10 protein-coding genes are annotated in these 19,132 nt (G+C 68.3%); 4 read left to right on the forward strand and 6 right to left on the reverse strand.

The annotated features are described in order from the left end of the window. The 4 genes from ACFWPK_RS29115 (at window position 1) to ACFWPK_RS29130 (ending at window position 8,336) form a co-directional block, all read left to right on the forward strand. The gene (locus ACFWPK_RS29115; RefSeq protein WP_378921136.1) at window positions 1-4,224 is read left to right on the forward strand and encodes a TIR domain-containing protein; all 4,224 of its coding nucleotides are present in this window, start codon (window positions 1-3) and stop codon (window positions 4,222-4,224) included. Between the two features lie 3 nt (window positions 4,225-4,227). Beyond that, the gene (locus ACFWPK_RS29120; RefSeq protein WP_378921138.1) at window positions 4,228-5,118 is read left to right on the forward strand and encodes a DUF4231 domain-containing protein; all 891 of its coding nucleotides are present in this window, start codon (window positions 4,228-4,230) and stop codon (window positions 5,116-5,118) included. Between the two features lie 117 nt (window positions 5,119-5,235). Continuing rightward, the gene (locus ACFWPK_RS29125) at window positions 5,236-6,876 is read left to right on the forward strand and encodes a serine/threonine-protein kinase (protein WP_378921140.1); all 1,641 of its coding nucleotides are present in this window, start codon (window positions 5,236-5,238) and stop codon (window positions 6,874-6,876) included. Between the two features lie 191 nt (window positions 6,877-7,067). Then, window positions 7,068-8,336 carry a diacylglycerol/lipid kinase family protein gene (locus tag ACFWPK_RS29130; protein ID WP_378921233.1) on the forward strand — a complete coding sequence of 423 codons (1,269 nt, stop codon included), beginning with the start codon at window positions 7,068-7,070 and terminating at the stop codon, window positions 8,334-8,336. 112 nt (window positions 8,337-8,448) lie between these two features. Here ACFWPK_RS29130 and ACFWPK_RS29135 read toward each other — a convergent pair whose 3' ends face one another. The 6 genes from ACFWPK_RS29135 to ACFWPK_RS29160 all read right to left on the reverse strand — a co-directional run bounded on the left by ACFWPK_RS29135 (window position 8,449) and on the right by ACFWPK_RS29160 (window position 19,038). Then, window positions 8,449-12,762: a type I polyketide synthase gene (locus tag ACFWPK_RS29135; protein ID WP_378921142.1), complete on the reverse strand. Its 4,314-nt coding sequence runs from the start codon at window positions 12,760-12,762 to the stop codon at window positions 8,449-8,451. Next, a complete protein-coding gene (locus ACFWPK_RS29140) occupies window positions 12,759-13,025 on the reverse strand; it encodes an acyl carrier protein (protein WP_378921144.1) in 267 nt (88 codons plus the stop codon). The genes ACFWPK_RS29135 and ACFWPK_RS29140 overlap by 4 nt, the downstream gene beginning before the upstream one ends. A gap of 11 nt (window positions 13,026-13,036) precedes the next feature. Then, window positions 13,037-14,704, reverse strand: a complete 1,668-nt coding sequence (locus tag ACFWPK_RS29145; protein ID WP_378921146.1) for a fatty acyl-AMP ligase — start codon at window positions 14,702-14,704, stop codon at window positions 13,037-13,039. 190 nt (window positions 14,705-14,894) lie between these two features. Next, entirely contained in the window at window positions 14,895-16,277 is a 1,383-nt protein-coding gene (locus tag ACFWPK_RS29150) for a styrene monooxygenase/indole monooxygenase family protein (RefSeq protein ID WP_378921148.1), read from the reverse strand. A 44-nt stretch (window positions 16,278-16,321) separates the two neighbouring features. After that, on the reverse strand, window positions 16,322-17,767 hold the full coding sequence (locus ACFWPK_RS29155; RefSeq protein ID WP_378921150.1) for an LLM class flavin-dependent oxidoreductase: 1,446 nt from the start codon (window positions 17,765-17,767) through the stop codon (window positions 16,322-16,324). Then, window positions 17,764-19,038: an acyl-CoA dehydrogenase family protein gene (locus tag ACFWPK_RS29160; protein WP_378921152.1), complete on the reverse strand. Its 1,275-nt coding sequence runs from the start codon at window positions 19,036-19,038 to the stop codon at window positions 17,764-17,766. The genes ACFWPK_RS29155 and ACFWPK_RS29160 overlap by 4 nt, the downstream gene beginning before the upstream one ends. Window positions 19,039-19,132 lie beyond the last annotated feature (94 nt).

Here is a 19,132-nt window from a genome sequence, read left to right on the forward strand (position 1 = left end):
ATGAACGCCGGGCGGTCGGCCAGGCTGTTCCTCAGTCATTCGAGCCGGGACAGCCGCGAAGCGGTCGCGCTGCGGGCGTGGCTGATCGAGGCGGAGCCGGGTCTGGCAGGCGAGATCTTCCTCGATCTCGACCCGGATACCGGGATTCCGGGCGGCGTCCGATGGAAGGACGCCTTGCGCCGGGCGGGCGACCGCTGCGAGGCGGTCATCTGCCTGTTGTCGAACAATTGGGACAGTTCTCATGAGTGCAAGGTCGAATACCGCCATGCCGAGACCCTGAACAAGCCGATCTTCACCGCCCGCCTCGAACCGTTGACCGGGCGCGACATGACCAGTGAATGGCAGCGTTGCGACCTGTTCGGGGACGGGCCGAAGACGGCGATATCGGTGGACGGGGAAACGGTCGAGTTCCTGACCGAGGGGTTGCAGCGGCTCCGGCACGGCCTGCGGGCCGCGGGCATCGGCGCCGACACCTTCGGCTGGCCACCGCCGGGCGACCCGGGCCGCGCACCTTACCGCGGATGGGAACCGCTCGAATCCGTCGACGCCGCAGTCTATTTCGGCCGCGACGCGCAGATCGGGCGGGCGATCGACACGGTGCGCGGGCTGCGCAACGTCGGTGGCGGCCACCTGTTCGTCGTGCTCGGTCCGTCCGGGGTGGGCAAGTCGTCGTTCGTACGAGCCGGGTTGCTGCCGCGCCTGGCCCGCGACGATCGCCACTTCCTCACCATGGAAATCGTTCGGCCACACCGCAAAGCGCTCACCGGCGACGCCGGATTCGCACGGTCTGTCCACGCGCTGCGCGTGGGCGTCGGGCTGCGCCGGCCCGGTCTCACCGAGATCGAGGACGGCGTCCGAGACATCGAACAGGTGCGGGCCTGGCTGATCGAAGCCCAGCAGGCCGCACGGGAGCGCCTCCTCGACTCGGCCGAGGACCCGGCGCCGACGCTGATCCTGCCGATCGACCAGGCCGAGGAGCTGTTCGGCCCCGAGGCGGGTGAACAGGCGGGGGTGCTGCTCACCCTGCTCGGCGGCCTGCTCGACCGCGAGCGCGGGATCGCGATGGTCGCGATCGCCACCATCCGCTCCGACCGCTACGAACCGCTGCAGACCGCACCCATGCTGGCCTCGGTCGCGGTGCGGCCGTTCGACGATCTGAAACCGATGCCGCAGGCGCAGTTCAAGGAGGTCATCGTCGGGCCGGTGCGGCGGGCGAGGGAAGCGGGCGCGGCATTGTCGTTCGCCCCTGACCTGGTGGAACGTCTGCTCGACGACTGGTCCCGCGGCGCCGACACCCTGCCGCTGCTCTCGCTCACCCTCGCCCGGCTGTATCGGGACTACGGGGACGGGGAGATCACCCTCGCGCACTACGAATCCCTCGGTGGGTTGCGGCGGGTCGTGCAGCGTGAGGTCGACGAGCTCCTCGACACCGATCCCGAGGTCCGTGCCGGTCAGCTGGCGATCTTGCGACGGGCATTCGTGCCATGGCTGGCGACGATCAACTCCGGCAACGACCAGCCGATGCGCCGACCGGCCCGCTGGTTCGATCTGCCGCCGGAGAGTCATCCGCTGCTCGAGGAGTTCGTCGCGCGCAGGCTGCTGGTCAAGGACGAGCGTGACGGGGCGGTTGTCGTCGAGGTCGCGTTGGAAAGCCTGCTGCGCCAATGGGATACGCTCGCCGACTGGCTGCGGGTGGAGGCTGCCGATCTGGAGGCCGCCGACAACATCGAGCGGGCCGCGCAGGCGTGGGAGCAGAACGGGCGGCGCGGCGAATGGCTGCTGTCGGGATCACGGCTCACCGACGCCGAAGCGCTCGCCGCCACGCCGGGCTTTCGGGAGCGGCTCAACCCCGTCAGCGGTCTGTTGCTGGCCTCGCGACGTGCCGAGGACCAGCGATTCGATGAGGAACGCAGGCACCGGGAGGACGAGCTGCGGGCCGCCAGGGAACGCCAGCAGGCGGCGGAAACGTTGGCGGCCACGGAGAGCCGGGCCAAGGAGGACGCGCAGCGCAGCGCGCGGGCATTGCGGCGGCGGTCGCGGATTCTGCGGGCGGCGCTGGCGTTGACCATGGTTGCCGCGCTGGTCGCGGGGTTCCTGTGGGTGCGTGCCGATCGGGCGCAGGAGCGCGCTGTAGCGGAGAGCCGCCACGCGACAGTGCTGGCGTTGTCGGCGAATTCGCAGCTCATGCTCTCGGGAAGGTGGCCGGGCAAGAGCAACGACATTCTGGGAATGCAGATGGCCATGGCCGCGTATCGCATTCCTACGGAAACCAAGCGGGAGTTCGCTCTGCTCAACGCTGTTCACCAGCAAGGAAAACTCCGAAAAATCGTCCACATGAACGAGGCCGACGTCGCCAGTGTCACCTACAGTCCGGACGGGACACGGATCGCGGCCACCCGTGGTACCGCGATCCAGCTGCTCGACGCCACTACCTGGAAGCCGATTGGTGCTCTGCTGACGGGTCACGCGTCCGAGGTGACACGCATCGCGTTCAGTCCGGACGGTGCTCGCCTCGTGTCCGCGGGCCGCGATGGAACAGTGAGGTTGTGGGACACCGGGTCCCAGCAGCAGATCGGTGCCGAAATGCGCGGCCACACCGAAGCGATCGTCGGCGCCGCATTCAGCCCGGACGGCCGCCACATCGTGTCGGCAAGCTGGGACAAAACCCTCCTGCTCTGGGATACCGAGACGCACCAGCAGGTCGGTGAGATGACCGGGCACACCAGCCCGGTGACATCGGTGGCGTTCGGCGAGGGCGGGCTGATCGCCTCGGGCGACATCGGCGGCACCGTCCGTCTGTGGGACGCTCAGTCTGGACTGCCCTCGGGCGAGCCGTTGACCGCGTACACCGATAGTGCGGTGAACAGCATTGCCTTCGACCGGAGCGGTGACCGGCTCGTGGTCGCGGGATTCGATCTCCAGCAATGGGATACCAGGACCCACCGGCCGATCGGGGAGCCGCTACGCGGCCATACCGCAGCTGTAGAACAAGTGACCTACAGTCGCGACGGCACTGAGATCGCCTCGGCAAGCGATGACAAAACGATCCGGCTGTGGGATGCCACGACGGGTCGGCAACTCGGAGAGCCGCTGGAAGGGCACGAACTCGTCGTGTCCAGCGTCGCATTTCACCCCGACTCAGGTCGAATCCTGTCCGGCAGTCTGGACTCCACCCTCCGCGAGTGGGAGGTAGGCGGCGGGCGAACAATGCACCACGGCGCCAAGGTGTTGGGCGCGGACGTGAGCCCGAACGGCAGTCATATCGTCTCTGGCGGTGCGGACGGCACTGTCCGGCAATGGGATATCGCCACCGGGGCACAGATCGGTCCCCTGATCCGCGGCGAACACGGCAATTTCCAGTCCACCGAATACACAATCGAAGGCACACAGGTGGAGTCCCTCGGGTTCAGCCCCCAAGCCCTCGCCTGGACCGAAATTCGGTTCTGGGATGCCACATCGGGCGCGGCGATCGGGCGGCCGATCGCCCTGCCGCCCGAAACGACCAACCTCGCACACGATCCCGGGCGGCGCCGGATGGTGATCAAAGCCGAAGGTATTACTCAGATTCTTGACATGGCCAGTATGCGGCCGATCGGACCGGAACTGAGTCATGACGACGGCTCCGTGCAGACGGTATCCATCGACAACGACGGTAGGCGCGTCGCTACCGGCGCCTCCGACTACTCGGTGCGGTTGTGGGACGCAGACACCGGCCGGCCGATCGGCCAGCCGATGGTTGGGAAGGGGTGGATCAGGAGCACCAGCTTCAGCCCGGACGGCCACTTACTCGCCGTCGGCTACGAAGACAAACTAGTTCGCATCTGGAACACCGATACCGGCCAGGAAGTCGACGTTCCCATGGTGCAGGACGGCCCGGCCATCAGAGTCCAATTCTCGCCGGACGGCCGCACGCTCGTCACCGTCGGCACCGATAATGTGTTGCGGCTGTGGGATGTGGAGACAAACAGTCAGATCGGTCCGGCTCTGGTCGGTCACGGCGCGATCGTCACCGCTGTCGACTTCACGCCCGATGGTTCTCGGGTCATCTCGGCCAGCATTGACGAGACCATCCGGGTATGGCCCGTGCCGACCGCCTCGCCCGAGCAACTCTGCGCCAAGATGACCCACAATATGAGCCGGGAGACGTGGCGGGACTGGGTCTCCTCGGAGATCGACTACATCGAGCTGTGCGAGGGGCTACCGATCGCCGACGAGGAGGAGTAGCCGATGACGGCCGACGACGACATTCTGAATACCCTCTGGCAGCGGCGAACTCGCTGGTCGGTCACCGCTACCCGGATGAAGCGCCGATTGGATCGAACGCGGCTGGCGGTTCTCCTCCTCGGCAGCTGGGGTGCGATCGCCACGGCCGCGACCACGACGATCCTCCGCTCGGCGGGCACGCCGACCCGCATTGTGGCGCTGTCGGGTGCGGTGGCGCTGGCGGTGGCGACGTACCTCACCGCCCAGTACCTGACCGCGGAATCGACCCGCCGCTGGGTCAGGGCCCGGGCGGTCTCCGAGGGAGTCAAGCAACGAATCATCACCTTCCGTGCCACCGGCGATCCAGAACAGTCCGGGCAATTGCTGGCCGATATCGATGGCATCGAGAAGACGGCCGAGGACTTGCTGCCGCTGCTCGAGCCCAGCGACGAGGCCGTTCAGGCGCCACGATCGATGCGCCCCGACGAGTACATCCGCGACCGGGTTCGGGCCCAGATCGACGACTACTACCTGCCTGCTGCCCGCTGCTACCGCACCCGTGCGACCCGGCTGCGCCGCGGCGCCGTCGGCCTCGGCCTCGCGGCCACGATCGTCGCCGCGATCAACACCGGCCTCGGTGTGGAAGCGGCGGGCCGGATCGCGCCATGGGTCGCGGTCATGACCACGCTGAGCGGATCGTTGCTGGCCTACCTCGCGGGCAAGCGCTACGACTTCCTGGTGATGGCCTATCTCGCCACCGCGGATCGCCTGCAACGGCGGCTCGATCGGTGGCGCACCGACGGCTCACCGACCGACCGGGTCCGGTGGGCGGAGTTCGTCGCGGACTGTGAGAACACCATCTCGCTGGAGAACGCGAGCTGGATGGCGAAATGGGGCGAGCGCACCGAGGTCTGACGGCGCCGGTCGTTCGACGCCATCGCTGAACCGGCGCACGCGAATCCGAGTTGCGGCAGGGGTGGGCAGGGGCGGATAGCCTGATCGCAGTCACGTGGGTGGTGCGAAGGAGCTGTGATGGAGTTCGGACCGGGGGCGATCCTTGCGGGGTACCGCATCGAGCGCAGGGTCGGTGGTGGCGGGATGGGGGCGGTGTATCTGGCTCAGCATCCGCGGTTGCCGCGCCGGGACGCGCTGAAGGTGCTCGATGCGCGGCTCGCGGTGGAGCCGACGTTTCGGGCGCGGTTCGAGCGGGAGGCTGATCTGGCTGCGCGGCTGCGGCATCCGAATGTTGTGCAGATCTTCGATCGGGGGGTCGATGGCGATCGGTTGTGGATCGCGATGCAGTTCGTGGACGGGCTCGACGCGGCGCAGTTGCTGCGTCAGGGGTTGTCGGTGCTCACGCCGGAGCGAGCGGTTCGCATCGTCGCCGAGGCGGCCAAGGGGCTGGATTACGCGCATCGGCAGGGGCTGTTGCATCGCGATATCAAACCGGCGAACCTGCTGATCGCGCGTGCCGACGACGGCACCGACGAAGTATTGGTCACCGACTTCGGGATCGCTCGCAGTATGGGGGAGACCACCAGTCTCACCTCCGCGGGATCGGTGCTCGGCACGCTCGCGTACGCGGCGCCTGAACAGCTCGAGGGGCAGCCGCTCGACGTGCGCACCGATGTGTACGCCCTCGGCGGCACCCTCTACGAGCTGCTCACCGGGTTCGTTCCGTTCCAGCGGGAGAGTCCGGCCGCGTTGATCAGCGCGCATCTGATCGAACCGCCGCCGCGCCCGTCGGCCGGTAATCCGGCACTGCCGTTCGCGCTGGACGCGGTGATCGCGCGAGCGATGGCGAAGAACCCGGACGACCGGTATGCCGGCTGCGGTGAGCTCGCGGACGCGGCGATCGCTGCTCTCACCGGCAGGGCGGTGGTGGGGGATACCGCTGTGCTGCATCGAGAGACGCGAACGCCGCAACCGCGTGCTCCCGGCACCTCGCGAACGAAGAAAGTTCTGCTCGGGGTCGGTGGCGCGGCGGTGGTGGCCGGGGTGACCGCGTTCGCCGTGCTGACCGCCAAGGATCGGGGCGGGGTGGATGCGCCGATGACCACGCAGGTCGCGCAGATCGGTGCCGTCCCGAACAGCCCGAAGGCGGCGTCGGTCTTGCGTCCCTGGCTCGACGATGTCCTCGCCGGTGATACGAGCGCGCTGATCCGCAAGTGCTGGACCCAGTCGCCCGCCGAGATCCCCCGGATGTACGGCGACGTCGAGCAGATCACCGACGCGGTGCGCCGCCCTGGCACCCTCGGCGAGTTCGGCCCGTACTGGCGCAACGACACGCTTCAGGTCAGCTTGCGCCCCAGCGAGTTACGGTCCGTCTACGGCTGCCCGATCGTCGGCGAACCATCGGCGACCCGGCTCACCGACGAGCAGGCCCGCTACACCGTCGAGCGCTATCTGAGCCGGGTGGTCGGTGATCCGGTGAACCCGGCCGACATCGAACCGGACTACCCGCTGCTGTGCAGCGGCGCTCAGCCGGGCACCACGCTGTCCGGGGTGCGGCGCTTCGAGGACAAGGCGCTCACGGTCCGCGGCTCCACCGGGTCGGTCGTGACCGTCAGCGCACCGGTCACCGGTGCCGACGGTGCGACGTCGGCGGTCGACCTCACCCTCGACCATGCCGCGAACGGTTTCTGCATATCCAGCATCGACCGGGCAGGCTGAGCTACGTCTCGGGGTAGGCGGCGCGGCTCATCCGAAAAGGATGATCCGTCCGGCTCGCCGACGCGGCTACGGTGAGTGGACGTCCACGCTGAATCCAGTCAGGAGATGTCGTGCCGAAGACGACCGCCAAGTGATCGGCCTCCGTGAACACCCCGGATACCGGTAGCCGCGCTCGACGCTGGTGGGCGTGGCTGGCGTTCGTGTCCGCGGCCGTCGCGGCGGCGGTGCCGGTGCTCGCCGCGGGCTTCGTCGGTGTCGTGGCGTTGCTCATCGTCGGTACCGGCGGCGTCGTGGTCGCGGTGGCGGCGCTCTACTCGTTTGTCACCCGGTTCGGAATCCTCAGATGGATCTCCCTCGCCGTTGCGCTGCTGGCGCCGATCATCGTCGTGGTCTCGTTCGTTCGTGCGAATCTGCTGTGGGTCGTTGTGGTTTCGGGTGTGCTCGCGGTGGTGACCGTCGGCGCCGCCCGGATCGCTCTGCGCGGCAGCGATTCGGACTCGACGATGCCCGAATACTCCGTTCCACCACCGCAGCGCCCGTTCCTGATCATGAATCCGCGTTCCGGTGGCGGGAAGGTGTCGAAGTACGACCTCGTGCGCAAGGCCGAGGAACTGGGGGCCCGGGTCGCGCTACTCGAAGGGCCAGAGGATATCGATGTCACCGCATTGGCCCAAGAGGCGGTCGCGGACGGGGCCGATCTGCTCGGGGTCGCGGGCGGCGACGGGACCCAGGCCCTCGTGGCGGCGGTGGCGGTCGAACACGACCTGCCGTTCCTGGTGATCAGCGCCGGAACCCGCAACCACTTCGCCATGGACCTCGGACTCGATCGCGCCGATCCCACCCGGTCTCTCGACGCACTGCGCGACGGCGTGGAGTTGCGCGTCGACCTCGGCACCGTCAATGGGCGTCCCTTCGTCAACAACGCCTCGTTCGGGGTGTACGCGGAGATCGTGCGCAGTCCGGCCTACCGCGATGACAAGACCGCGACGGTGCTGGCGCTGCTTCCCGATCTGCTCAACGGGCACAGCGGCCCGAGACTGGTCGCCCGGATCGGTGCGATCGCGGTGGCGGGACCACAGGCGATCCTGGTGAGCAACAACCCGTACGGCAGCAATGATCTGGCGGGACTGAGCCATCGCGTCCGGCTCGATCGCGGTGTCCTCGGCGCGGTCACGCTGTCGGTCACCAGCACCAGGGAAGCGGTCGGTTTGTTGCGCCGGACCAGCGTGCGCGGCCTGTCGCAGGACACGGCGACCGAGCTGACCGTCGACGCCGACGCCCCCGAGATCCCGGTCGGCGTCGACGGCGAATCCATGCTCCTCGAAACTCCGGTGCGGTGCGCTATCCGACCGGCGGCTTTGCGAGTGCGAGTACCCAGGAACAGACCGGGAGTGCGCCCCGCCGCCGCGGCATTCGACTGGGCCCGGCTGTGGCAAACGGCGCACAGGGCGCGCCCCTGAGTCATAGCTCGGCGGTCGGTGAGGCTGGTCGGATGTTCGCCGTGGTGTGGCTACCGTGGTCCGGTGCGACGGGCCGATCGAGTCGACTGGACCAGCTGACCGCTTCGGGGTGCTAGTGGTCGACGAGGTCGTGCGAGGAAAGCAGGGCGAGTTCTTCGGCGAGGGCGGTGACGGTGTCGCGGATCTGATCCTCGGTGTGACAGGCCGTGACGAAGAAGCGGAGCCGGGCCAGGTCTTCCGGGACGGCCGGGTACAGAATCGGATTGACGTTGATCCCGCGGCGCAGCAGCGCGGTGGACAGTTTCAGCGTCTTCATCGAGTCGCCGACGATGCACGGGATGATCGGGGTGTTGCGGCTGTCGCCGGTATTGATGCCCGCCTCGCGGGCAAGGCGAAGGAAGAGCTCCGAGTTGCGTCGCAGGCGGTCGAGTGGCTCGCGGTCGGCACGCAACAGCCGCATCGCGGCCAAGGACGCGGCGGCGTTCATCGGTGTCATTCCGACGCTGTAGACGAAGCCGGGGGTGGTGTATTTCAGAAACCGGATCAGGTCCGCGCTGCCCGCCACGTAGCCGCCGCAGCCCGCGAGCGCTTTCGACATCGTGCCGGACCACAGTTCGACATCGCCGCGGTCGACACCGAAGTATTCGCCGATGCCACCGCCGGTCTCGCCGAGCACACCCACGCTGTGCGCCTCGTCGATCATCAGCAGCGCGCGGTGCTTCTTCTTGATCTCGATGATCGCGGGCAGATCGGGGATGTCACCGTCCTGGCTGTAGACGCCTTCGATGAGGATCAGGACGCGGCGGTACTGGTGGCGGATTTCGGTCAGCAACGCGTCGAGGGCGGCGTGGTCGTTGTGGGGGAACGGTCTGCGGGTCGCCCCGGAGAGCCGACAGCCCTGCAGGATGCTGTCGTGGGCCAGGCTGTCGTGGATCACCAGGTCCTGCCCGTCGACGAGGTGGCCGATGATGGTCACGTTCGTCGAGTGGCCGCCGACCAGCGCGATCGCGTCCTCGGTACCGAGCAGGGCGGCCAGTTCGGCCTCGAGTTCACGATGGATCGGCTTCTCACCGGAGAGAAGGCGGCTGGCCGAGACCGAGCTGCCGTAGCGGGCCACGGCGTCTTGCACGGCGGCGACGACCGCGGGGTGACCGGACATCCCCAGGTAGTTGTAGCTGGCGAAGTTGACGACCTCGGTGCCGCCGATGAACGAGGTATCCCTGGTGACGCCGTCGTTGATCAGGAAGTACGGATTGGCAAGGCCGAGCGCTTCGCCGCCTTCGAGCCGGTCGGCGATTGCCCGCACCTCGGCGAAGTCGGCGATCCGATATTCGGGCGTGACGGTGGTCGGCCTGGCTTCGGCTGTGGGAGTGATGTTTTCGGGCGTAGAGGCCACTGACGCGGTTGCCTCGGTGGGCGAGTCGGTGAGCTGACCGGTGAGGTGGGCGATGATGTCGCCCAGTGTCGTTGTCCCCGTGATGTGGGCCGGGTCGATGGTCGTGCCGGGGAGTTTGCGTGTCAGACCGGCGAACAGGTCGGTCAGCATGAGCGAATCGAGTCCGAGGCCGTCACCGAGTGTCCGGGTGTCGTGGAGCCGGTCGGCGGGAAATCCGCTCACCCTGGCCAGTTCCGCGCGGACGATGCCCGCGACCGCGTCCGGGGCGAGATCGTGGCGCGCGGTGCCGGTGTCGAGGTGTGCGGTGCGTGCCTCGGCGGGAGCTGCCAGCAGGCTTGCCAGCACCGCGTTCTGTTCACGAAATAGTGCGATCAGTGGGTCGATCATTGTTCCCTCGGTATCTGCTTGCGCCGGTGTGGATCTCGGTGTGAGTGCCGAGGCACCGACTTCGCCGACAGCGGGTGGCTCCACCCAGAATCGGTGTGCGACAGAGAACTCGTAGACCGGCAAACGCCGACGCACGCGCTGTGCGGGTTCGTAGAGTTCGTTCCATTCGGGGTCCAGACCGTCGCAGTAGAGCGCGGCGACGGTCGCGGCGAGTTCCTCGCCGGTCGCACTCGGGCCGGGGCTCGGCGACAGGTAGCGGGCGTCGAGTTCGGGGTTGATCCGGCGCACCGACGCGGCGAGTACACGGCGGGGCCCGACCTCGACGAGATGCGTCGGGTCAGTGCCGAGCGCGGCGTGCACCGCCTCGCCGAAACGGACTGTGGCGCGGACGTGTTCGGTCCAGTATTCGGCATCCATCACCTCGTCGGGTTCGAGCGGTCGGCCGTGCACGGTCGAGTAGATCGGCAGGGCGGCGGCGCGATAGGCGCAGGTACTGGCCACGGCCTCGAACTCGGCCAGCATCGGCGCCATCAGCGGACTGTGGAACGCGTGTGACACGGTGAGCGGCTTCGCGGTCACCGAACGCGTGCGCAGCGCCGAATGGATGCGGGTGAGCGCCTCCGCGTCGCCGGAGAGGACGAGATCGTGCGGGCCGTTGACGGCGGCGAGCACCACAGCGGGTTCGGCGGTGAGCAGGTCCGCGATCGACTCCGGGGTGGAGCGCACGGCCAGCATCGCGCCACCCGCGGGCAGACGCTGCATCAGCCGCCCGCGCGCGGTGACCAGTTTGCAGGCGTCGTCGAGATCGAAGACTCCCGCCACCGCGGCGGCCGCGAATTCGCCGATGCTGTGCCCGATCAGCCACGCGGGCCGCACGCCCAGGTCGGCGAGCGTCTTGGCGATGGCGTATTCCATCGCGAAGATCGCCGGTTGGGCGAGCGCGGTGGGGTCGAGGTCGGCGTGCTCGTCGAGCAGCAGCTCCCGGACCGACCGGCCGAGGTGGACGGCCATCGTGGCATCGACCAGCTCGAGCGCGCGCCGGAACCCGTGGCTCGCCGCGTACAGAGTCCGCCCCATACCGGGGAATTGCGACCCCTGGCCGGTGAACATCCAGCCGACGCGCACCGGCCGCGCGACACCCGACAGCGGACCGTTGCTCAGCTGCGCGATTGCCTCGTCGCGATCGTGCGCGACGACGGCGAGCCGGTGGCGGCCCGACGACTTGACCTGATTGCTCGTCCAGCAGAGTTGGTCGAAGTGATTGTGCTGCAACGACTTCAATGATTCAGAAAGCCGAATCGCGTTGCGCCGCAATCCTTCCTCGCTGTCCGAAGACATGGTGAGCACCCCCGCCCCTGCCGTCGCGGGTGCCTCGGTGGCGCGGGCGCTCGCCAGCACCATGTGCACATTCGTGCCGCCGAGGCCGAAGCTGCTCACCCCACCGAGCGCGGGTCCGTCGAGGGACATGGGGTCGGCGAGCAGGCACAGACCTTGCTGCGCCATCTGCAGGCGCGGATTCTCCTGGTCGGCGAACCTCGACGGCGGGACCACACCGTGATGCAGGCTGAGGACGGCTTTGATGAGCCCGGCGACGCCCGCCGCACCCTCGGTGTGGCCGAGATTGCCCTTGATGGATCCGATCCCGCAGGGCCGTGCCCGGTTGTTCGCATGCAGCTTGCCGAGCGCCTTGACCTCGATCATGTCGCCGAGAACTGTTCCGGTGCCGTGCGCCTCGATGAAGTCGATGTCGTCGGCACGTACTCCAGCCCGCTGATACGCCTCGCCGATCACTTTCTGCTGGGCCCACCGGTTCGGCGCGGTGATGCCATTGCTGCGCCCGTCGGAATTGACCGCGCTGCCCTTGATCACCGCGTAGATCGGCAGCCCCGCGGCCTCGGCGTCGGCCAGGCGCCGCAGGACGAGCACCGCGACGCCTTCCCCACGCACGATCCCGTCGGCGTTGCCGCTGAACGGTTTACACCGCGCGTCCGGCGCCGACAGCCCAGCCTGGGTGTAGAACACGCCGACGGCCGGGGTCAGCACGAGATTCACGCCGCCGGCGACGGCCTGGTCGCAATCGCCCGCCGTCAGGGCAGCGCACGCGAGATGGACCGCGACCAGTGACGACGAGCAGGCCGTGTCGACCGCGATACTCGGCCCCGCGAGGTCGAACTGATAGGAAAGCCGGTTCGCGGTCATGAAGTAGCCGTTGCCGGATCCGTGCTGCGGGGTGATCGCGGCGTAGTCGCTCATCTGCAGGTTTGCCCATTCGTTGGCCATCACGCCGACGTAAACCCCTGTCCGCGAGCCGGATTGCGCGCGGGGATCGAGCGTGGCGTCCTCGAAGGCCCGCCAGGTGGCCTGCAGCAGCAGGCGTTGTTGCGGGTCCATCGCCTCGGCCTCGTGGGAGGTGATGCCGAAGAATTCGTGGTCGAACGCGTCGGCGTCGTCGATGAATCCGCCGCTGCGGGTGTTGATGGTGCCGGGCGCGCCGGTCGGGTCGTGGAAGTCGTCGGCGTTCCAGCGGCTCGACGGTACTTCCGAGATCGCGTCGCGACCGTCGATCAACAGCTGCCACAACTGCGCCGGGTCGGCGGCGTGGGGGAAGCGGCAGTCGAGGCCGACGACAGCGATGTCGGTCATGCCGCGACGGCGGTTTCGGCGGTGAGGTGGGCGGAGATGGCCGCGATGGTGGGGTATTCGAAGACCAGGGTCGGGTCGATGTCGAGCATCCACCGGTCTTCGATCTCGCCGCACAGGGCCACCGCCGACACCGAGTCCATGCCGAGTTCGGCGAGCGGGATGGTCGGGTCCACCTGGTGCGGTGCGCGTTCGGTGTAGTCGGCGACGCGCTCGATGAGCCAGTCCTGGATCGTCGTGGAATGGGTGATGATGGTGGCGAACATGGTTCGGCTCCTCAGCGGGTGGCGGTCGATGATCGGCTCAGGGCGGGTTCGAGATCTTCGTGCAGGACGGTCCCGATGCTGTCGTCGAGGAAGGCCTCGCGCATCGAGGCCCGTTGGACTTTGCCGCTGGTGGTGCGGTGCACGGAGCGGCTCTCGATGAGGACGACGCTCGGCGCGGGGACATCGAAACCGCGGGCGACCGCGAGCTTGATCGTCGAGGTCAGTTCGGCGAGGGTGGTGCCGCGCAGCAGCGCTGTCTTGATGCCCTGCACGACGACGAGCCGTTCCCGGCCACCGGCCTCGACGGACACGGCGACGCCGGTGGTGAGCGCGGGGTGCGACTGCTCCACCATTTCCTCGACATCCTGCGGGTAGAGGTTTCGGCCGTTGATGATCAGCAGGTCCTTGAGCCGACCGGTGACGAACAGCTCGCCGTCGCGCAGCATGCCGAGGTCGCCGGTGCGCAGGAACGGCCCTTCGGTGCCGAGGTACGCGTCGAAGGTGTGGCGGGTCTCCTCGGGCCGGTTCCAGTAGCCCGCGGCAACGCTGTCGCCCTGGACCCAGATCTCGCCGACGGTGTCGTCGACGGCCTGCTGCCCGGTGTGCGGGTCGACGATGCGGACGGTGAGACCGGGCGCCGGTTGTCCGCAACCGACCAGCAAGCTGTCGGGCCCATCGGTGACGACAGGCTGTGCGTCGACCGGTCCGGCGGTGACGAGCAGCGTCGCTTCGGCAAGGCCGTAGGCGGGCAGCAGAGCGGTCGGGCGCCACCCCGCGGGTGCGAACCGTTCGCGCACCGCGGCGATGGTTCGTTCGCGGACCGGCTCGGCGCCGCACAACGCCACTTCGAGGGTGGACAGGTCGAGGGCGGCCAATTGCTCGTCGGTGACGCGTTTGGTGATCAGTTCATAGGCGAAGTTCGGGGCGGCGGTGCAGGTGGCGCGGTACTTGTCGATCGTCTGTAGCCAGCGCACGGGGCGCTTGAGGAAGGTGGTCGGCGACATGAACACCAGGTTCGCGCCGGCGTAGATCGAGGCGAGCAGCGATCCGATCAGGCCCATGTCGTGAAATTGCGGGATCCAGGTGACGCCGGTCGAGGCGTCGCTGATCCCGATCGAGGTGGAGATCGCGGCTTCGTTGTGCAGGAGGTTGCCGTGGGTGACGACGACGCCCTTCGGCGTGCCGGTCGAGCCGGACGTGTACTGCAGGAACGCGATGGTCCCGGTGTCGATATCGGGCATCCGCCATGCGTCGGGGTCGCCGTATTCTTCGTCGGTCGCCGCGACGACGGCGGTGGTCGCTGCCGCGATCATCGGCTGGAAGTTGGCGGTGGTGAGAACCAATCGGGCGCCGGAGTCGGCGATGATGCCCGCGACACGTCGGGTGCTGCGCTCGTCGTGGGGCAGCGGCGCGGGAACCGCGATGACGCCCGCGTAGAGGCAGCCGAGGAAGGCCCGCAGGAAAGCCATGCCGTCGAGGTAGAGCAGGACGACGGGTTCCGCCGATTCCGGGCGGTCGGCCAGCCACGCGGCGAGCGCCCTGGCGTCACGATCGAGTGCGCGGTAGGTGGCGATCTCCTCGACGAGGTCGCGCGCTTCCTCACGCAGGTAGGTGTAGGAGCGGGTCTCCCCGTAGGTGTGAACCTGGTGCCTGACGTGGTGCACGTAACTGGGCTGCATGCGGCCGTTCCTTCACAGGGGAGAAAGCCATAGGGGATGACTATGACTATCCGCTCTCTGTGCCGGTGGGGATAGTGCCCGCGGGTATCACCCAGCTAACCAGGGGGTGGCCGCTGTACACCCTTGGTGGAAGCCCGAGCGCCCGGCCGACCGCGGGCGTGGATGCCGCGGCCGACCGGGTCCGGTGCCCTTACCCGACCGTGGCCGGGGCGAATGTCGAGCGTTCGAAGCGGCCCGCCGGGGCGAACTTCGCCAGCAACTCGGCCGCGTCCACCCCGGTGACCTCGGTGATGTAGGCAGCGGCCTCGGCGGGGGAGCCGATCGGCAGGAACGGCTGTGGACGGTGCAGCAGGCCGACCAATGCCGAGGCGAACTTCGGGTCGACGGCGGCGGTGGCGAAGAACTGGCCGCCGATGTCGGCGAACTCGGGGTCGCTGAGGAACAGCCGGGTCACCTTGGCGGCGGCGTCGCCGCGAGCGGCGAGGAACGCGGCGTACCGGTCGGTGATCCACTGCTCGTCGAACGGCCCGTCGTGCACGGCGGCGGCCGCGACCAGACGCTGTGCTTGGATCAGCCCGCTCTGCGCGCCCTGGCCCGCGACCGGGTCGTAGGCGATCGCGGTGTCACCGAGGGCGGCGACGAGATGGCCGCCCGCGGTGCGTCCCACGCCGGCGCGCACGACCGGTCGGACCGCGCCTTTGAGCCAGGAGTGGGGGTCTTCGGCGATCACCTGGGTGGCCTGCACTTCCGGCAGGTCCCAGTCGATGTAGTCGCGGTAGAGGTCTTTCACGATCCGCAGCGCGGATTCGGCGGAATCGGCTGCGGCGAAACGGGTTTCCCAGTCGCTGCCGGGCCGAGCCCAGCCCAGGAACGCCCAGCTGGGGCCCACGTCCTTGTGCAGGTACGGACCCCACCAGGCCTCGCCCTGTTCGGCGAGGATGGAGAACAGGCTGTGCGCCCCTCCCGCGGGGCCGCGGTGGGCGAACACCCCGGAGTCGAAGTCGAGGCCGGTCACGGTGACCGTGAGCAGCGAGCGCTGCGGCTTGTCGTAGACAGTGCGCTCTTCGTCGATCGGGAACAGGTCGGCCAGCCCACCTCGGCCGGTAGCGACCAGGGTGAGCTCGTCGGCGGCGGCGATGGTGTCGAGGGATTCGGCGGTGACCGGTCCGACGACGAAATCGCCGCCGCGTTCGATGAACGCGGTGAGGCGTTCGTCGGCCTTGAGACGGGTGTCGACGGCGACGCCGACGTACCCGTCGAAGGTGCCGTCGAAGGCGATCAGTTCGGCGTTCTCCGGTCCGGCGATGCGCACGCTGAGCCCGGTGTGGCGGGGTGCGCGGCCGGTGTAGCTGTCGAGTCCGAGCGCGGCCTCGGCCTGCTGGGTCTCGCCGAATTCCAGGGCGGTGCCGGTGGCGGGTACGTCGTTGCGGAGTGAGCGTTGATCTCGGTCGCTGTAGAGGGTGACGGTGAAACCGGCGTCGAGAAGTCCTAGCGCCGCAGTGACGCCGGCTTGGCCGGCGCCGATTACCGCGGCCGAACGAGTGGAGCGGGAAACGGGAGTCTGCGATGTCATATCGGAATGGTGCGCTTGTGTTCGCGCGATGATGAGTGTTGCGATCAGCGGGAATCGATCCGAATAGCCTGTACCACCGGTTCGGGACGCGACTGCGAGTGTGGCAGCACGGTGGAACGGGAACCGCCGAGGCGATAGCTGGTGCCGCGATGTTCCGGCGGGAGCCGATCACCGGCCCCGAACAGGGCGTTGCGCAACGTGCCCGGCTCGTACTCGGTGCGGTAGACACCACGTTCGGTCAGCACCGGAACAACATGGCGCACAATGTCTTCGAAGGTCCCCGGCGTGATCGCGTAGGCGAGGTTGAACCCGTCCAGGTCGGTGTCGGCCACCCACTCCTGCAACAGGTCGGCGACTGTCTCGCCGGAGCCGGTGAACACCGGGCCCATGCCGCCGATACCCGCCCAGCGCCCGATATCGCGCACCGTCCATTCGCGGCCGTCGTCGTCGAATTCCTGGAATGCCGCGACCGCCGATTGGATGGCGTTGCTGCGCACGTCGCCGATCGGGTCGTCGAGGTCGTACTGCGACAGGTCGATTCCCATCCACCCGGACATGAACACGAGCCCGCCTTCGACGCTCGCATAGGACAGGTACTCCTCGCGTTTGGCCCGCGCCGCCTCGTCCGACTCGTCGGTGACGATGGTGGCCAGCGCGTAGATCCTGGCCGCGTGCCGGTCACGTCCGGCGGCCTCGAGCGCGTCGCGGACGCGCGAGACCGTCTGCGCCAGTATCCGTTTCGATGGACCGGCGATGAAGATCGCCTCGGCGTTCTCGGCCGCGAACTTCACCCCGCGCGGTGAGGCGCCCGCCTGGTAGATCACCGGCGTCCGCTGCGGTGAAGGTTCGGATACATGGATCCCCGGCACGGTGTAATGCTCGCCGTAGTGGCCGATGTGGTGCACCTTCGACGGATCGGTGTAGATGCCGCGCTCGGCATCCCGCACCACCGCGTCGTCCTCCCACGAACCTTCCCAGAGCTTGTAGAGCACCTCGAGGTATTCGTCGGCCCGGTTGTAGCGTTCGTCGTGGTCGAGTTGGTCGTCGTCACCGAAATTTCTTGCCGCGGAGGGTAAGTAGCCGGTCACCACGTTCCAGCCGAGCCTGCCGTTGGTGAGGTGGTCGAGGGTGGACAGGCGGCGGGCGAAGGGAAACGGATGCTCGAAACCGGTGCCGGTGGTGATCCCGAAACCGAGGTGCTCGGTCACCGCCGCCATCGCCGACACCAGCAGCAGCGGATCGGCGACCGGTGTCTGCGCGCCTTGGCGCAGCGCGGCGATGTCGTTGCCGCCGTACACGTCGTAGGTGCCGAGGACATCGGCGATGAAGATCCCGTCGAACCGCCCGCGCTCGAGGAGTTTCGCCAGCTCGGTCCAGTAGCTGATGTCGGTGTAGCGGTGCGACTGATCCTCGGGATGACGCCACAGCCCCGGCGACTGGTGGGCGACGCAGTTCATGTCGAAGGCGTTGAACCGGATCGGCCTGCTCATCGCGACGCCGCCTCGGGACGCGCGGTGCTCGAATCCTCGGGCTCCGGATTCGCGGAAGCTGTTGTGCCGGTGCTCCGCTCGCCCGCGCTCCAGCCGAACGGCAGGTCGGTGCCGTTGAGCAGGTAGTCGCCGACCGCACGAGCTTTGAAGATGGCGGGATTGTGCACCGAGATGGTGCGGGCGTTGCGCCAATGCCGATCCAGGCGCAGCTGTTCGGACACGATCGAGGCTCCGCCGAGTTCGAACAGTTGGGTCGTGGCGCCGAGCACGATGTCGATCACCCCGAGTTGTGCTTGCGCGGCAGCCAATTCGGCGGCCACGAGATCCTTCTCGTCCTTCGCCCCGGCGTCGAGTACCCGGTCGAGCACATCCGCCACGGCGAGCACCGCCGCACGCGCGGTGAACGCCGCCGCCGACAACTTGCCGATCACCTGCTGGACGAGGGGGTCTTCGCGCGGCAGATCGGCGGCGGCGTGGGTGTAGGTGCGGGTGCGCGCGCTCACCCATTCCCTGGCATCGCGTTCGGCGCGTGCGGCGATCCCCGCGAGCACCGCGAGCTGCACCAATTGCAGGTAGGCGGTGCCGTAGGTGGGGCCGGCGACCCCGTAACCGGGGCCGAGGACGCGGTCCTCGGCCACGACGACATCGGTGAACTCGGTGGTGCCGCTCGCGGTGAGCCGCTGGCCGAAACCGTCCCAGTCATCGTGTTGCACAACCCCTTCGGCATCCGCGTCGACCAGCACGCCGAGCCGCTCACCGGCACTGTCGGCGGCGACCAGGATGTGATCGGCGAACAGCGATCCGGTGCTGTAGTACTTCACCCCGTTGAGCAGCAGCCGGTCACCGTCGCGGGTCAGCCGGGTGCGATACCGGTCCACCGCACCGACCCCCGGTTCGGTGATCGCATTGCCGACGAGCGTGCCCGCCGCCACGGCCCGCAACCACCGCTCCCGCTGCGGCCCCGCCTCCGCCAGGACCTGATCTTCGACGAACGACCAGTGCACCCGCAGCGCCTGCGGCAGATTCGACTCGGCCGCGGCCAAGTCGACGAGCAGCCGGAACAGCTGCCGCACGCTCACGCCGTACCCGCCGAACTCGACCGGCACCCGCAACGACCCGAACCTGGCCTGCTTCAGCCAGCCCACCTCGTCGAACGGCAGCCGCCGGTCGACCTCCCGCTCGACCGCGCCCGCGGCGATCCGGTCGAAGATCGGGGCGAAGATGGCGTCCAGCTCGGAATCGGTGGTCGATGGCGCGGCGGTGGAAGTCATCCACCCACGATCGCGCAGGAGGATGCCGGATTCACGGGTTGCGCGCAACGCGATCACAACAGACGCGGGACGGTCTTGTCGCCCTGATGCAGGT

This window comes from Nocardia sp. NPDC058519 (assembly GCF_042719755.1).
Classification (GTDB): domain Bacteria; phylum Actinomycetota; class Actinomycetes; order Mycobacteriales; family Mycobacteriaceae; genus Nocardia.

Bases quoted from the DNA above. Each gene is read 5' to 3' on its own strand.
- ACFWPK_RS29115 (WP_378921136.1), top strand. From the start codon at position 1: ATGAACGCCGGGCGGTCGGCCAGGCTGTTCCTCAGTCATTCGAGCCGG.
- ACFWPK_RS29120 (WP_378921138.1), top strand. From the start codon at position 4,228: ATGACGGCCGACGACGACATTCTGAATACCCTCTGGCAGCGGCGAACT.
- ACFWPK_RS29125 (WP_378921140.1), top strand. From the start codon at position 5,236: ATGGAGTTCGGACCGGGGGCGATCCTTGCGGGGTACCGCATCGAGCGC.
- ACFWPK_RS29135 (WP_378921142.1), bottom strand. From the start codon at position 12,762: ATGACCGACATCGCTGTCGTCGGCCTCGACTGCCGCTTCCCCCACGCC.
- ACFWPK_RS29140 (WP_378921144.1), bottom strand. From the start codon at position 13,025: ATGTTCGCCACCATCATCACCCATTCCACGACGATCCAGGACTGGCTC.
- ACFWPK_RS29145 (WP_378921146.1), bottom strand. From the start codon at position 14,704: ATGCAGCCCAGTTACGTGCACCACGTCAGGCACCAGGTTCACACCTAC.
- ACFWPK_RS29150 (WP_378921148.1), bottom strand. From the start codon at position 16,277: ATGACATCGCAGACTCCCGTTTCCCGCTCCACTCGTTCGGCCGCGGTA.
- ACFWPK_RS29155 (WP_378921150.1), bottom strand. From the start codon at position 17,767: ATGAGCAGGCCGATCCGGTTCAACGCCTTCGACATGAACTGCGTCGCC.
- ACFWPK_RS29160 (WP_378921152.1), bottom strand. From the start codon at position 19,038: ATGACTTCCACCGCCGCGCCATCGACCACCGATTCCGAGCTGGACGCC.